Genomic DNA, 15,502 nt, shown 5'->3' with positions numbered 1-15,502 from the left:
CAAAAAGGTTATCGCTTCCTGCAATAAACCTGTCCTTTCTTTATTGTTAAAGTGTCTTGAAAAATTACAAATTCGTCCAAACTCGAAGTGTATCCACGCGGGATCCTGTTAGTGGTTGATAAACGTAGTCGTTTTGTGAAACTATAAATAATAGCTAGCGTCTGAAAAGCAAAAAGTTCAGTATTCCGATTGTTTGGCGATAAATAATTAAGAAGCTGGATGAACCGGCAATTTTTCAAGACAGTTTTTCTTTATCATAGTTTACTCCTCTCATTTAGGATACCAGCCAAGCCGCAACTGGGGAAGATCCCTTTTTTACATTGTTCTTAAGGATGATTATTCTTTTTTGCAGACATTATTTTAAGTAGTGGGCCTATCGGTTTTAGGTGCTCTATCTTAGTTTTAATAAAGGCTAATCTTATGGATCGTTTGAATAAATGTGCATTGGTAGTATGCGCTCTCTTTGGTTTGCTGACATGCATGAGCAGCTTGGTACATGCAGGGGGAGCACTTGACGGTGTTGATGAGGTAAAGGCGATATATGATGTTCGGGTAAAAGATGCAAAGCGTTTTGCTTTTTTTCTCGATGTGATTGGCAAAGCATATGACGGGCTTTTCGCTCGGGGAGTTGGTGCCGATGTGGTGGTGGCAGTACGTGGACCTTCTATCCGCTACCTTTCAACGGAAACATGGTCCTATACTGAAGAAGACCAACGTCATCTGGCCAAAGCAGCAAGCTTGCTGGAAGGGTTGCGAAAAAGAGGAATAAAGATCGAGGCTTGCTCTATAGCAGCTGGTCTGTTTAAAGTTGACCACTCATCGTATTTACCAGGAGTAATACCGGTTGAGAACACCTTTGTCTCGCTTATTGGTTATCAGGCCCAGGGATACGCGTTGGTTCCTGTAAATTGATGTGGAGGACTCTTTATGAAACGAAGAGAGGCAGGCCATAGTCATAAAAGGCTGTGGCTGTTATGTACTGTGATTACCGTGGTATTGTTTTGCGCAGCCGCAATATCCTTGGCAGGAAATGACAAAAGCTATTTATCGTCTGTTGGTACAGCATATTTTCAGGACAAGCGTACACAGACCATGTGGACCGCAGTAAAGAGTAAAAAACTGGATACAGTTGCGGAGGTGCGGCAATACCTTACTCGACTCAATGAAAGAGAATACAATGATTGGCGTTTACCAACCAAGCAGGAGCTGTATGACCTCTTTACCGTCTTTGATTTGAAAAATAACGGTAAAGTACGAATCAGTATCGAAGGAAATTACTGGATGCGCAAACCTGAAGGGAAAATCATAGCAGGGGCGTGGGAAATTGGAGACGGATGTGGACCGGAGCGGGTTTATTATTCCAAGGAAAAAGGGTACGTGAGGGCAGTTCGGCCCTGACTCTATTCGAGTGTTAATCTCTTACAGTCAGCCAGCAGAGGTAGGAGGGAGACTCCATTTGCTGGGTAGTCCAAGAGACTTGAAATATCATATGAAGGCGGGAGTACCGAAATCTGGACACCTCGACAAAAAAGGGGGACATTATGCCAGAACGAAAAGCAGGTCTTGCCGGACCGGGAATTGGTGATTACGGGCTGCTTGCTCGTGAATTGCCGCAGAACTATCAACCGCTTCTCGACCCCATGGATAGGATGAAGGCGGTATTTGCCATTAAGCACCACATAGAGACCAATCTCTGCAAGGAGCTGAACCTGCAGATGGTACAGGTACCTTTACTTGTGGACAAGGACAGTGGCGTAAACGATATGCTAGACCGGGATGGAGCTCGGACACCGGTAGAATTTCCTTGCGGGCTGGGGCTTGATGTCCCTCTACGCGCCGAGGTTGTTCAGGCCGCCACCAAGTGGAAGCGTATGGCACTTGAGCAATTCAACTGCCAAAAGGGCGAAGGGATATGCACGGACATGCGGGCGATTCGCAAAGACTATTTTCTCGATCACGATCATAGCGCCTATGTGGATCAATGGGACTGGGAATTGGCAATTGGCCCTGAAGAGCGCACACTTGAGTTCCTTAAGGAGGTTGTAGTACGTATCTGGGGCGTGATTCGCGCTGCCGGTAGCATGGTGCAAAACATGTATCCTCAGTTGAAAGTCGCAAATTATCCTGATTTCCCAGAAGAGATTGTTTTTATTCATGCCGAGGAAATCCTTGAGCGCTATCCAGATATACCACGAAAAGAACGTGAAAACAGGCTGCTTCAAGAGCATGCACCAGCCGTATTTATCATCGGCATCGGCTGGCCCTTGAAAGACGGGTACCCCCACGAATTGCGAGCTGCAGATTATGATGACTGGGCGACTGCGACCGTCAGCAGGAACGGTGAGCAGTTTCACGGTTTAAATGGGGATATCCTGGTGTGGAACCCTGTGACGAAAAGGCGCCATGAGTTGTCGTCAATGGGAATTCGGGTAACCAAAGAGACCCTGAAGATCCAGCTCAAGATGTCCGGCCAGGAAGAGATGCTTGGTTTACCTTACCACCAGGCTATTCTTCATGACGCTATTCCGCTGAGTATCGGTGGCGGTATCGGGCAGGCAAGGACCTTCATGTACCTGCTGCGTACCGCTCACCTCGGAGAGGTAACGGTCTCGGTGTGGCCAAAGGAGTTGAAAGATATCTGCGCAGCCAAGAATATTCACCTCCTAGAATAACGCCAAGCAAGTGGTCGGAAGAAGTTATGTAAAAGCTACCAGCCTACCTATCAGCTAAAATCGGCGAGAATCCTGAGGAGATACTCTATATCCTTTGCGGTATGGCTTGCCGTCACTTGCAGCCGTATTTCCTCTTCCCCTTTTGGCACTACAGGGTAGTTAAGGCCCGTTGCCAGCACATTGCGCTCGAAGAGGTAATCCACCATAGCTGCGGTTTTTTGCGTATCGCGTACGAGGAGCGGTACAATCGGGTGCTCGCCACTGATGGTTTCGATCCCAATATCTGCCAGCCCCTGTCTGAGGCGTGCAGACAGAGTACGCGTTTTTTCAAGCAACGTTATACCCTCATCACTGTTGAGTATGCTTAGGGCTGCCATCGCCGCCGCTGCCTCGGCCGGCGTAATGGGGTTGGAGTAGATGTAAAAGGGCGATGTCTCCCTGAAAAAATCTATCACCTTCTTGCTGGAGACTGCATACCCGCCATTCACGCCCAGGGCTTTGCCCAGGGTCGCGATATACAGATCCGCACGGGCGCCTGTATACTCCTCTGTCCCGCGACCTGTTTTGCCAAATGCTCCTACGCCGTGCGAATCATCGACCACGGTTATGATTCCTTCCTTGTAGCTGCTTTCATACTTGCGGCAAAGGGCCGCAATTGCATCCAAGGGCGCATGGTCGCCGCGCATACTGAAAATGCCGTCGGTCACTACCACAACCCTTTGGTATACCCTCTGATTAGTGTGTAGTAGATTTGCAAGCTCATCCATGTCTAAGTGGGGATAGATTGCTTTTGCCGTCGGTTGAGCCAGACGAATACCATTGATGATGCAATTGTGGTTCAGGCTATCGCTGATCACCAAAGTGTCTCGGCTGATTAGCTGGGGTAAAATGCCTGTGACCGCGGCATAGGCACTACTGAAAAGCATCCCTGCTTCACGCCCGTGAAACTCCGCCAGCGCAGTTTCCAGCTCCGTATGGATTGCATAGGTACCGCTGATAAACCGTACCGCTCCCGGCCCACATCCAAACAGTTCTGCCGCAGCTTTCTCAGCATCAATTACCTGTGGGTGAAGTGCCAGCCCAAGGTAACCGTTTGCATTCAGGCGTAAAAAGAGACGTCCGCCGGCGTCGGCCAGCGTGTATCGGGGACCAAAACCATTATGGGCCGGTTCAATGCCGGTGATGATCTGTTCTTTCCCTTTGAGGACCCCTCTCTGTTGTAATACCGATAATTGCTCTGTGAAATTGAGTTCGATATACTGTAATGACATGACCTCTACTCCTTGTGGGTGGTTATCCGTCAGGAAAGGCTATCGAGCATTTCCCTTACCATCGCTGCCAGGTCATATTGCGGAGCCCATCGCCATTCCGCGCGGGCAACACTGTCATCCATATGCCTCGGCCAGGAATCTGCGATAGCCTGCCGTACCGGATCAACGGTGTAGGTGATGGTAAATTCGGGAATGAGTTTTTTTATTTCATAGGCAAGTTGCTCAGGTGTGAAGCTCATGGCCGTAATATTAAATCCATTGCGGTGGGCAAGGGCGGTTGTATCACTCTCCATTATCTGCATGATTGCCGCAATCGCATCGGGCATATACATCATGTCGAGCCGGGTATCAGGCCTGAGATAACAAACATAGTGCTGCTCGCGCAGGGCGGCATAAAAAATGTGAACCGCATAGTCGGTAGTACCTCCGCCGGGTATTGCCTTGTAGGAGATCAGGCCCGGAAAACGTACGCCACGTGTGTCGACCCCGAAACGCTGGTAATAATAATCACATAACAGCTCACCGGAGACCTTGGTGATGCCGTACATTGTGTTGGGGCGTTGAATCGTATCCTGGGGAGTATTGTCAGAAGGAGTCGTCGGGCCGAAGGCAGCTATGGAACTGGGGAAAAAAACTGCGCACTGCTGACGGCGGGAAATCTCCAGGACATTGGTCAGCCCATTCATGTTGATGTCCCAGGCTTGTTGCGGTTGTGTTTCAGCCGTAGCCGACAATAGAGATGCGAGGTGAATAATCGTATCTACATCGTGTGCTGCCACTATCGTCTCCAGTCCATGACAGTCTCTGATATCCAGAGAGAAGTAAGGCCCTGATGCATGGAGGTTCGGATCAGGTCGGCGTTTATGGCCGACAGCAAAAACGTTCTCGTTGCCAAATTTGTTGCGCAGAGCGGGCGTCAGTTCAGTGCCTATCTGCCCGGTTGCACCGGTGATCAGTATCTTTTTCATCTGTACGTCGTCGCCTCTTCCTGTTTATTGAACATGGAACAATGCCAACGTTACACTCAGAGCGGAGAAAAATAGGGAAGCCCTGTTTTCTAAGCTTTTCTTTCCTCCATTTCTATACAAAGTATATTGTACAGTTTTTTGCAAAGCAAATTCCACCTCTACACGGTTTAGTCTGACAACCATATTTTCATTGACAATGTCCAGAATATACAGAGATAATGAAGGAGAAAGGGAGGAAAAGCCTATGGTATCATATCCTGTTATCCGCAATTGCTCCTATTGTCTGGCCCATGTTCCGGACCTGGTGCGCTATGGCTCAAAACCACGGAGGGAAATCGCCAGGAATTCGGCTGTTGAGCAACATATCACAGACTTTCTTCGCTCCTATTCCGAAGCGGTCAGCTACCCTCCAAACCAGACTTTTCTAGGGAACTCCACTCCAGAGGAGTTGGCCAAAATACCGCGCCCCTGGTACCGGTCTACCGGCAGCGCCGAGCCGGAAAAAGAAAAACAAGTCGGTAAATTCGGCGAGATAGTAGACCAGGAGTTCTTTCTCGCCCTGCTCAAGGCCGCCGACATTCTCACTCCACCGCTTTTCCAGACCGACGGTCATCACACCGCCACCTTAAAATCCAGACTGCACAGTCACCCTTTATTTGGTTTTCAGGCATCTGGAGTCATTAGTCAGACAGAAAAATACCGGCAGGACGATACATCACTCAAAGCTCTGCCGATCTATAATCAGGCAGAGTTGTATGGTTTTTTCCACAGGGATGAGCGTGCCGAGGGAATGGATGATGAAAACCTGGTTGCACATGATCTTTTGGAGAATTTGTGCACCAAGGCAAGCGGTGCCTTGGCCCTGAAATGGTTGTTATCGCGGGAAGGTATCGGCCCGGAGGATGTCGATTTCCTGATCAGTTGTGGAGAAGAGGCGTGTGGGGATCGTTATCAGCGAGGCGGCGGCGGCATGGCCAAGGCCATTGGCGAAATGTGCGGCTGTGTAAACGCCTCCGGGGTGGATGTGAAAAATTTTTGCGCTGCTCCTGCTTCTGCTCTAATCCTTGCCGGTAGCCTGGTGCAGGCTGGAGTACATGAACGCATCGTAGTGGTTGGCGGAGGCTCGCTAGCCAAATTGGGAATGAAATTTGAACCATTCATTGCTCAGAAAAGGTTTATTCTGGAAGATTGTCTTGCGTCCATGGCCTTCCTGGTCACCATGGATGATGGTGTCAGTCCTGTGCTTCGGATAGAGCCTGGTGCCGTGGGCAAGGTACCCATAGGCGCCAGTACCTCTGAGGAATCAGTTTATAGGTCGTATCTGGTGGAACCGCTGCGTAACCTTGGCTTACGCTTTACTGATATCGATAGGTACGCAACTGAACTACAGAATCCGGAAATAACAGAATTTTCCGGATCAGGTGATGTAGTGAAAAAAAACTACCGCAAGATCGCAGCCATGGCGGTCCTTTCCCATGCGTTGGAAAAGAAAGATATGGAGACTTGGATTGCCGCCATCGGCATGCCGGGTTTTGCGCCTACTCAAGGGCATATTCCGTCGGCAGTTCCATATATAGGCCATGCCATGGAGGCAATGCGTACCGGTTCGGTGAAGCGGGTAATGTTCCTTGCCAAGGCAAGCATTTTTCTTAACCGCTGCACCAACCTTTTTGACGGTGTGTCCTTTATCCTGGAGCGTAACCCGCAGCTCGCAGGAAGAAACAAAAACAGAGAGAGAAAGTAGTTAACCCACAACAGGAAACCAGCGACGGACAACTCTTTACGTTGCCGGTTACTTCAATCAATTGATGGGAGGCTGTCATGTTACAAGGGAAAAAAATAATAGTGTTTGGTGAACGGGACGATATTACAGCCACAACGATTACGAACTGCCTTAAAACGGCAGGAGCTGAAGTGGTCTATGAAAACACTGCCTGTTTTGTCTGAACCTCAGCAGGTGCTGCAGGTCTTGCAGAACAGGAAGAGGTGAAAAAAGTCGCCGAAGAGCATGGAACAGCTGATTTGCTGGTGGTGTTTGGCTTAAATCAGCCAACCACCCTGGAAATCATGGCTCGGACCTTTCGCGACGGAGATCCAAGCTACGCCGGTGCCCTTGGTGGTGTAGCGCTTGGCTTGAAAAGTTATCATATCCTGGAGCTTAAACAGTATATTCCCCCCGAGGTGTGGGAGGAGCAGATGGCGATGCATGAGCTGGAAATCGAGGACGCACTCTGGGCGGAGATCCACGGCATACTGAAACAATCGCGCGGGGAATAGGTCGGCGTCGGCAGCGTCGTCGGAGTCGGGCACTTTCACCCATCCAATTGTCGTCTCATTCGAAAACTGTTTGCTTCTCAATCGGCGTTTGCAGGGCGTGTAACGCTTTTTCCACCAGTTGCCGCCTCAGTGCCTTTTCTTCTGCAATGCTTTTATCGGGTCTACCAAAGGGATGAGGGATGGCAATGGTCGGCACAATCCGGTTGCCGCCTACCGTGAGAGAGATGGGGACTATGGAGCAGGCATGCACCACAGGGATGCCTGATCGTTCAATTTCTTTGACCATCGTTGCACCGCAACGAGTACAGGTTCCTCATGTGGAGGTGAGGATTACTGCCTGCACTCCGTCGGCCACCAGGATTTTGGCAATTTGCTGCCCGTACTTCCGGGCATTTTCCACTGAAGTGGCATTGCCGACGGTGGCATAGTAATGCTCATGCAGAGAACCAATCGCCCCTTCGGCCTCTAACTCTCGAACCGCATCCAACGGCAGCACCCGGTTTGGGTCTTGGTTGGCATAGGTGGGGTCGTAGCCTCCATGGGCTGTCTGGTGGGTTTGGGCGCTCAATGCCTGCAGCCCTTTGAGGGAATAGGTACCGAAACGCTGAGCATTGGCCGCTTCAATCCGATCCGGGTTGCCTTTGGGCACAATTCCTCCAGAGGTGACCAGGGCCAGTCTGGCTTGCCCCATATCCTTAATCGGCGGGGCCGGTTCGGCCCGATCAAAGACCGGCATCGGGTATTCGGTGGTAAAGGGTTCTCCGTTCATGCGGGCCAGCAGCATGGTAACCGCTCGCTTGGCTCCTGTTTCGCGGACAAATATATTTTTCCTTTTTCCCTGCAGGAGATAACCGTCCTTCTCCGGCCAGACCTCTTCCTCACGTACCAGCTTAAGCCCCAACGGAATCATGTTGCCTATCGCATCGGCCATCCCCATAACATTATCGCTGGTGCGGGCTATGAAGGTGTGTAGTCGATAGAGCTCAACAGCGGGATTGTTGGGGTACATACCGGTTACCGCAGGCAGGTCCAGCTCTTCCTGCACCGCCTGACATATTGCGCCACAGGCGATACCGTATCTTCCTGCATTAAATGCCGGTCCAGCGACCAGCAGATCTGGTCGATTTTCCGTGCAGTACGGGGTAAGCAAACCGAGGATTTCCCTGATCGCCGCTTCAGGGTTTTCTGCGACATAGTTGTCGCCAAAGACAAGGGTGGCTGCAATTTCAATTTGCGGGAATTCCTTCTGGAGTAACATCCCCGGACCTCTTGCTCCTGAAAAGAGGGAAGGGGGGGTACTGGCCTGTTCTTCTCCGCCTATGCCGCCGAAAAATTGATTGAGACAGTGAATGATTCGATATTGGATGGACATACTCAGACCTCCCTACATCGTAAGGTTTGCCAGCCGAGTTCGTTGGTTGCGCCGATAATTGCCTGGAGCTCAACTTCCAGGCTGCCGTCATCATGCAGGCTATGCGGGTAGGCACCAGCGAGCTTAGTCAGGTCGCTGATGGGACCCAACAATTGTTCCAGCGGAGGAAGGAGGATCCGTTCATTGGCATTGCCAACCGAAACCATGGCAATTGCCTGGGGGGTCGAATCTGCAAGCGACTGCGAACATCCGTTGGCACCGGCAAATTCATCGGTCAGGGCAACGGTAGGAATGCCGGCTTCCTCCAATCCTCGGATGAGTAACATCTGGTCGGTATCCGGGTTGCCAAACCCCTCTTTGCTCATAATAGCGCCATCCGCCTTGAGTGTCTGTACCAGTTCAACGGATTGTTGCGCTGATTTCTTTTTGGCATCCAGGCTTATCGGCTCATTGGTTAACACCACGCCGACCAAAGAAAGACGCTTGTGATGCTCCCGCAACAGTTCCCGCAGCACCGGGTTGTTTTGGTGGTGGTAGGTGGTGTTTTTGTCACAGGCACTGACACAGTTTCCAGAGATAATTGCTCCATCTAGCAAGAGGGTATGTTCAAGGATGCGGGGGAGCCCCTGCTTGGCATTTTCTTCTAACACATAGGTGTCGTGCAGCAGTCCCTGGCTGAGCAGCATGTACACATAAGCAATGCGCGGCAGACTGGAAGGAACGGCAGCTGGGTCAATTGGCGGATAGGTCTCTACCAGGGTCGGATTCTTGTTTGTGGATGTTTGTGCGAGAAGAGTCGCAGCCGTCAGCCCGGTTAGGCGAACAACCTCCTCATGCTCGTGCGGGGATAAACCAGGTACAACCTGAATATCCAGAACGACATTGAGTGTTGCTGAGAAGGGAGTATGTGCAGCTCCAGGCCCGCTCATGTCGATAATACCCTCCTGGAAGCCAACGATTTTCCCGCAGGTCACCACCGCAACATTTTTCAGGATATGGGTATTGCCTACCCCTAGTTCGGTACCGTTAATCTTGCATCGTGGTTCAATGACGTCTTTCACGCAGAGTATCCGAGTCGAATCTCCGGGCATGGCCGTGTGGACTCCAATGGCGCTTATCCGTTTATCCGCTGTTTTCAGGGTGTTTTTCAGAGACTCCCGGTTAATAACCAGTGTTGAACCGTCTATGATGGTTTCCTGGCCGAAAACGATATCATTGATTTCGAAATATGCCAGTTTAAGAGTCATGGTCGCATCTCCCCGGCAACGGTTAATTTGCAGGAGCATAGAGTTCAGAGGGTGAACCAGATCGCAGGCAAAATGGTCCCTGTTGAGCTCGCAACTCCAATTGGTGCTATATGATACTATTCTATCACATTTTCGAGTGGATGCAGGTGTTTTTTAATACAAAGAGTTAGCAATATTTTTTTCTGATTACCCATGAAACTCAGCCGTTTTTTTGGGGACTCGGGAGGCAGATCGGAGTCTTCGATCAGTCTCCCGGGTTTAAAAGAGAAATAAAATCAGTCCCCTGTCTGTATGGTAGATAATTGGCTGAGTTTTGTACGTAATCAGATATTTTTCTGGTAGGGAGCCCCTGTTGCCTGATTAGTTATATTGCCAAGATTCGTTGCTGTAAACGGCACAGCTTTGTACCTGCTCCCTAACGAGAACGTTGGTATGTCCCAACCAGTTCGGCTTTGGCGAGAATATGATCCTGCATGGCCTGTTCGAGCGCAGGTTTATCGGGGGTGCCTAGGTCAGGCAGCAAAGTATCGAGGGCATACAGCTTGAAAAAATAGCGATGGCAGCCGATCGGTGGACAAGGGCCACCATAGCCAGTCCGTTTCCAGTCATTCAGCCCATGTAGGATGCCTTGCGGTAAATTTTGTTCCTGGATCCCTTCCTGCAGGCTGCTGGTTGTGGCCGGTATGTTATAGAGAAGCCAGTGGACCCAGGTCATTTTCGGTGCGGCAGGATCAGGTGCATCCGGATCGTCAACGATAAGGACAAGGCTTTTGGTCTCCCGCGGCAGACCCGACCAGGCCAGATGAGGGGAAAGATCGTTGCCGTCACAGGTATGAGACGCAGGAATCGTATGGTTATGCCTGAAACTGTTGGAACATATTGCCAAAGACATGGTTTTCCCTCCTCTTGAGCTATTATGAATTGCACCGGACTGTCCGTTTCCTAGAGTCCGATTTATCCAATGCCAATGCGGCAGGCATCTTCGCCAATGGGCAGGCATCTAAACCTGCAGCCTGTAAATTGTCGTATGACCTCTATATTAGTTAGTGTATGCCGGCTGGGCTCCACGGTAGTGAAAGAACCTTTACCAGCCAGGGCAAGTGGAAGCAGCAGCTGGTCGGCTAGGTATTCGGCTGCAGCTACATTGCCGGCTTGGAGGTAACGACGTGTCTCCTGCACAACTTCATCGGCAACCGCTTCCGCCGGTACGCCGCGTCGACCAAAACCGGTAAACACCTCGGTAACATGTTCACTGTGCACCGCAACCCAAACAACATTACCCGGACTGTTTGCACCTGTTTCAACCTGCATCGAAAGACAATCTTTGCCCAGATCGAGTTCACGGGCGATAACATCCAATTCGCGCAGAGCGATATGTTCGGGTAAGCGGGAAACGATCGCCCGAGCCTCTATACCCCGCAGACGCCCACGGCCCGTAAGATCCAACGGTTTGAGTGTGCCGACCGGATCGATGTCCACCCGGATGCGTCCCCCGCCGGCGGGATAGAAACCATACTGGAGAAGTTGAGTCTTTACCTTGGCTCCCATTCGTGTAAGCAGTGGTAAAAAAGCATGCACCAAAAAATCAAAGGGCGGTGCCATGGGATTATGAGTTCCCCCCTCCAGAACCAGGCGCGAGGGACCCTGAGCGGTCAGCAGCACTGGGAGAATAGTCTGGAGAACCAGAATAGTGCTGCCTGCGGTCAACATGGTAAACTGATACTTTCCCGGTGTTAGTTTTCCTGGTTGAAAGCACAGTTCCTGGGATGCCGGTTGATCGCCCTCAACCTTTGCCAGGCCTATTTCTGCCGTAGCCCTTACAGCGGTAAGATGCTGTGGCCGGAGCCCTGGCTTCTTTCGACCTGCGCGAATATTAACCATCCGAAAAGGTCGGCCAAGACACAACGACAAAGCAAGCGCAGTGCGCAAGACTTGACCTCCTCCCTCACCCTGTGAGCCGTCAATGTGCAGCAGTGGGGCTGCTGACCTGTTCACTCAGTCCTCCATGTATGAGTATCGTCTAAGCGCCATCATAAAACACGCTGCTTGGACGAGGATGGGGGGCAGATCTTTGCTTGACTCTTGTCAATCTTCAGGTTGATTTCTTTAATCCGCTTTTTGAGTTGTTTGTTTTTCAAAAGCTGTTTTTCTTTTCTCGTCACAATACTACTCACCGAGCTGTATTTAAAAAGTTGAAATTCTTGGCAGATATCCGTCAATCGCAAACCGCTTTTTTTTTCTGGCAAGATATACAGCCGCGTTGCGAGGCTCATTCTCTTGACCTCGCTTTGATTGTTCTCTTTCCCCTGGCTCAACAGCATAGCATTGGCATACTGCAAATTTATTTGCGGATATTGTAGGAGCCAAAGGCTTTGATTGAGGTATTTCGTTTTGATGTTGAAGCTGCTGATAGGTAGCCTTGACCCATTTAACTACACCTATTAAAAGGTGTATCCTTCAGGCACGACAACGATTCCGTTTTCTGAGACGGTAAATCGCTGCTGGTCCTGTTCCAGATTGTAACCAATTTGCTCCATGGCAGGGATTTGAACATTTTTATCAACGATGCAGTTTCGTAATTTTGCACCAGCTCCCACATGGACACCATCAAAAAGTATTGATTTGGCGATGCTTGCTTTATCATCGATATAGATGTCGTGAAACAGGATGGAGTGCAGGACAGTACCTCCGGAGATGACCACACCATTAGCCAACATTGAATTAACAAAGACATCTTTCGTCCCTGAACTTCCAGGAATTGTTCTGGCTGGTGGAGACTGAGGTTGATATGTACGAATGGGCCAATCCTGCTGATACAGGTTCATTGGAGGAATTGGTTTGAGCAAATCCATGTTTGCCTGGTAATAGGCATCAATTGTACCAACGTCCCTCCAGTAACGGTCGGGAGTTACTCGGCCCTTTTTCTTGCCGAATTTGTAGGCTTGAACAGAATATTCCTTGAGCAGTTTTGGTATAATATCTCGGCCAAAATCATGCTTCGAATCTTTGTCTTGTTGATCTGCTGTCAGTGCATTTTTCAGCAACTCGGTGGAAAATACATATACACCCATGGAGGCCAAACATTTTTGCGGGTCATTATGAAGCGGGGCAGGGGTTTTTGGTTTTTCTTCAAATTCTACAACCTGCAGATCTTTATTGGCCACAATAACTCCGAAGGCGGTCGCTTTTTCAATACTAACCTCCATGCAGGCGAGTGTTACATCCGCACCTCGCTCTTTATGGGATTTCAGTAACGCTTCATAGTCCATTCGGTAAATATGATCGCCGGAGAGAATTAGCGTATATTGTGCATCACTGCGCTCAAGCAGATTAAGGTTCTGGCAAATTGCATCAGCTGTGCCCTGATACCAGTGGTCGCCACGATTCATCTGGGCAGGGACTGCAGTTACATATTCTCCTAGTTCGGGGTTGTAAATAGACCAGCCGTCACGCAGATGTTTATTTAGGGAATGAGATTTGTACTGGGTGAGGACCAGGATTCTACGTAGTCCCGAGTGAAGGCAGTTTGCCAGCGCGAAATCAATAATCCGATATTTACCACCAAAAGGGACAGATGGTTTTGATCTTTTCGAAGTTAGAGGAAATAATCGGGACCCCACGCCTCCTGCCAGTATAAAAGTCAGTGTTTTACTTTGCATAACAATCTGATTGTATGGAAAAAATAGACTCAATAATGTATATTTACCATTTTGGTTTTGGTAAAAAAAATAAAGCTGCTGTTGATAGCGATATACCGCGCATCTTATCACAAATGTCTAAAATCAGAGCTGAAAAAAAGAGAAATTTTGATCAACATGTTTTCAGTCAATTGTTATCAGGTTCTTTACCCCTCTATTACCTTTCCTTCCAATGTCACTCATCTTATCTTCAGAACATGTTCTGCAAAGGTATTAGAATGTACGCTTATTCTCCCTACATCCTTCAGCACAGCAGGGTACATTGCATCAACAGTGAGGCCGGCTTCCTGATCTCTCAAAGTAAGTATATACTTGTTTCTGTAAGCTGATTTAAGCTCTCTTGCCTCATGCTCCATGGCACGGATGTCACCCGCAAAAATTTCTCCCTTTTTTTTCAATGAATTGGCTGCAGCTTTGTACACTTGCACAGCATTATCAAAGAAATGTGCCAGATCTTTTTTAGCGATATCCGAAAAATAAAATTTATCATGAACACTGTACCCAGCAATATTTTCAGCCAGATCCGATATCCTTTCCAGATCGTGTATTATGTGCAACAGCGCTCTCTTGGTTGTCCGGTCTTTTTCACTTAGCGTAATCGTACTGATTTTATTAAGGTAAGTGGAAATGTTACTATAAAGGATGTCCACATTCTGTTCGCTTTGATCGACACGTTTGATGGCATGCTCATCATTTTCAAAAAATGCCATTTTTGCGTTTTTGAGCGATTCTGAAACCAAGAACGCCATTCGAACAACCTCCTGCTCAGCCTCGTACAAAGCTAGTGCTGGAACAGCAAGAAACTTGTCTTCAATACGGCCCTGGCCCGATACTGAAATCTCCTCTCTACCAGGTATTAGCACATTCAAAACAGATACCAAAACCCCGACAAAAGGCAGCAGGATGAGGCTGACCGAAATATTGAATATTGAATGGGCGTTGGCAATGAGGCGAGCGGTATCCGTCGCTGTATAGGATATCAATGTTGCAAACTGCTCAATAAATGGGAAAAAAATGAGGGCACCAAAAACGTTTATAATAAACTGGGCCACTCCCGTCCGCTTGGCAGCTGTGTTCGTTCCTATGATTGCGATCAACTCCAGCACACAGGTGCCAATATTTGCGCCTATGACCAACGCAATGCCTGAATTAAGTGGAATGACACCCTCAATCCCCATGGCAATAACCAGACTTGTGGTTGTTGAACTGCTGTTGGTGATGGCTGTGAGTAAAGCGCCAGCCACTATACCAAGTAATGGATAAACGCCAAAATCAGCCAGCAGCTGAATAACCAAGGGGTAATCTTTCAGCGTCGAGGAACCGTCAGTCATAATCTTCATGGAGAGGAAGATCATGCCAAGATACAAGAATATTTCACCGACGTTGATAAGTTTTTCCTTTGAGCAGCCGGACTTCATGGCAAATCCCGTTATAATCAACGGGTAAAAAAACATTTTCACATTAAACGCAACTATCTGGGCAGTGATAGTTGTACCAATTTCCGAGCCAAGAATAACATATATGGATTGTCGGAGGTTCATGATCCCTGCATTGACAAGACCAAGCAGCAAGAGGACCGTCACACTGGAACTCTGCACCACAAAAGTTACCAGAGCGCCGGTAAGTGCTCCTTTTATAGGGTTGCCTGTTGCTTTCTGCAGAATGGATTTGAGACGGGCACTGGCGGTTTTTTTCAGGGTGTTACTCAGCATACCGATGCTGAACATGAAGATGGCCAACCCACCACCTAATTGTAAAAGAACGAAGAGAAATTGCATGTCAACAGCCCCTTAATGTCTTGTATATCCAGTGGAAAAAACGCCGGGAAGCTGGTAGCGCTCCCAAGATAATACAATTATATGACAAAGTAGTGATCACAACACTCCATTATTTTCGCATTGTCTCTTTGGAGTAGTATACTTACTATTAAAAACTTTACGTGCCTTAAATCCTCATATTTTCATGAAATTTTTTTGCGAAGGGCGTGGGCATACTAT

At 48.9% G+C, this 15,502-nt stretch carries 13 protein-coding genes; 5 read left to right on the top strand and 8 right to left on the bottom strand.

The window, feature by feature from the left end; translation table 11 throughout:
- Positions 1–480 precede the first annotated feature (480 nt).
- The 3 genes from ACHZCY_RS03295 (at position 481) to asnA (ending at position 2,672) form a co-directional block, all read left to right on the top strand.
- On the top strand, positions 481–912 hold the full coding sequence (locus tag ACHZCY_RS03295) for a DsrE family protein (RefSeq protein WP_205221884.1): 432 nt from the start codon (positions 481–483) through the stop codon (positions 910–912).
- Between the two features lie 15 nt (positions 913–927).
- Positions 928–1,398 (top strand): Lcl domain-containing protein, encoded by a 471-nt coding sequence (locus tag ACHZCY_RS03290; protein ID WP_319547816.1) that lies wholly within the window; start codon positions 928–930, stop codon positions 1,396–1,398.
- 143 nt (positions 1,399–1,541) lie between these two features.
- Entirely contained in the window at positions 1,542–2,672 is a 1,131-nt protein-coding gene (asnA, locus tag ACHZCY_RS03285) for an aspartate--ammonia ligase (RefSeq protein ID WP_319547815.1), read from the top strand.
- A gap of 50 nt (positions 2,673–2,722) precedes the next feature.
- Here asnA and ACHZCY_RS03280 read toward each other — a convergent pair whose 3' ends face one another.
- Complete coding sequence (locus ACHZCY_RS03280) at positions 2,723–3,943, bottom strand: aminotransferase class I/II-fold pyridoxal phosphate-dependent enzyme (protein WP_319547814.1); 1,221 nt, start codon at positions 3,941–3,943, stop codon at positions 2,723–2,725.
- 29 nt (positions 3,944–3,972) lie between these two features.
- Positions 3,973–4,911, bottom strand: coding sequence for an NAD-dependent epimerase/dehydratase family protein (locus ACHZCY_RS03275; protein WP_319547813.1), 939 nt, complete (start codon positions 4,909–4,911; stop codon positions 3,973–3,975).
- A 244-nt stretch (positions 4,912–5,155) separates the two neighbouring features.
- Here ACHZCY_RS03275 and grdC point away from each other — a divergent pair, with 244 nt between their 5' ends.
- Entirely contained in the window at positions 5,156–6,655 is a 1,500-nt protein-coding gene (gene grdC, locus ACHZCY_RS03270; protein WP_319547812.1) for a glycine/sarcosine/betaine reductase complex component C subunit beta, read from the top strand.
- 77 nt (positions 6,656–6,732) lie between these two features.
- On the top strand, positions 6,733–7,188 hold the full coding sequence (gene grdA / locus ACHZCY_RS03265) for a glycine/sarcosine/betaine reductase complex selenoprotein A (RefSeq protein ID WP_319547811.1): 456 nt from the start codon (positions 6,733–6,735) through the stop codon (positions 7,186–7,188).
- Positions 7,189–7,243: 55 nt separating this feature from the next.
- Here grdA and ACHZCY_RS03260 read toward each other — a convergent pair whose 3' ends face one another.
- The 6 genes from ACHZCY_RS03260 to ACHZCY_RS03235 all read right to left on the bottom strand — a co-directional run bounded on the left by ACHZCY_RS03260 (position 7,244) and on the right by ACHZCY_RS03235 (position 15,283).
- Entirely contained in the window at positions 7,244–8,560 is a 1,317-nt protein-coding gene (locus ACHZCY_RS03260) for a glycine/betaine/sarcosine/D-proline family reductase selenoprotein B (RefSeq protein ID WP_319547810.1), read from the bottom strand.
- Between the two features lie 2 nt (positions 8,561–8,562).
- Positions 8,563–9,807: a glycine/sarcosine/betaine reductase component B subunit gene (locus ACHZCY_RS03255; protein WP_319547809.1), complete on the bottom strand. Its 1,245-nt coding sequence runs from the start codon at positions 9,805–9,807 to the stop codon at positions 8,563–8,565.
- A gap of 415 nt (positions 9,808–10,222) precedes the next feature.
- Positions 10,223–10,699, bottom strand: a complete 477-nt coding sequence (locus ACHZCY_RS03250; RefSeq protein ID WP_319547808.1) for a YbhB/YbcL family Raf kinase inhibitor-like protein — start codon at positions 10,697–10,699, stop codon at positions 10,223–10,225.
- A 62-nt stretch (positions 10,700–10,761) separates the two neighbouring features.
- Positions 10,762–11,802: an RNA 3'-terminal phosphate cyclase gene (rtcA, locus tag ACHZCY_RS03245; RefSeq protein WP_319547807.1), complete on the bottom strand. Its 1,041-nt coding sequence runs from the start codon at positions 11,800–11,802 to the stop codon at positions 10,762–10,764.
- A 446-nt stretch (positions 11,803–12,248) separates the two neighbouring features.
- Positions 12,249–13,466 carry a glucose-1-phosphate adenylyltransferase gene (gene glgC, locus ACHZCY_RS03240; protein WP_319547806.1) on the bottom strand — a complete coding sequence of 406 codons (1,218 nt, stop codon included), beginning with the start codon at positions 13,464–13,466 and terminating at the stop codon, positions 12,249–12,251.
- A gap of 218 nt (positions 13,467–13,684) precedes the next feature.
- Positions 13,685–15,283, bottom strand: coding sequence for a Na/Pi cotransporter family protein (locus ACHZCY_RS03235; RefSeq protein ID WP_319547805.1), 1,599 nt, complete (start codon positions 15,281–15,283; stop codon positions 13,685–13,687).
- Positions 15,284–15,502 lie beyond the last annotated feature (219 nt).

The organism is Desulfogranum marinum, from assembly GCF_963675105.2.
GTDB lineage: Bacteria > Desulfobacterota > Desulfobulbia > Desulfobulbales > Desulfobulbaceae > Desulfogranum > Desulfogranum marinum.
Note: the sequence above shows the minus strand (reverse complement) of the source record. Positions and strands in the feature narration are given on the sequence as shown.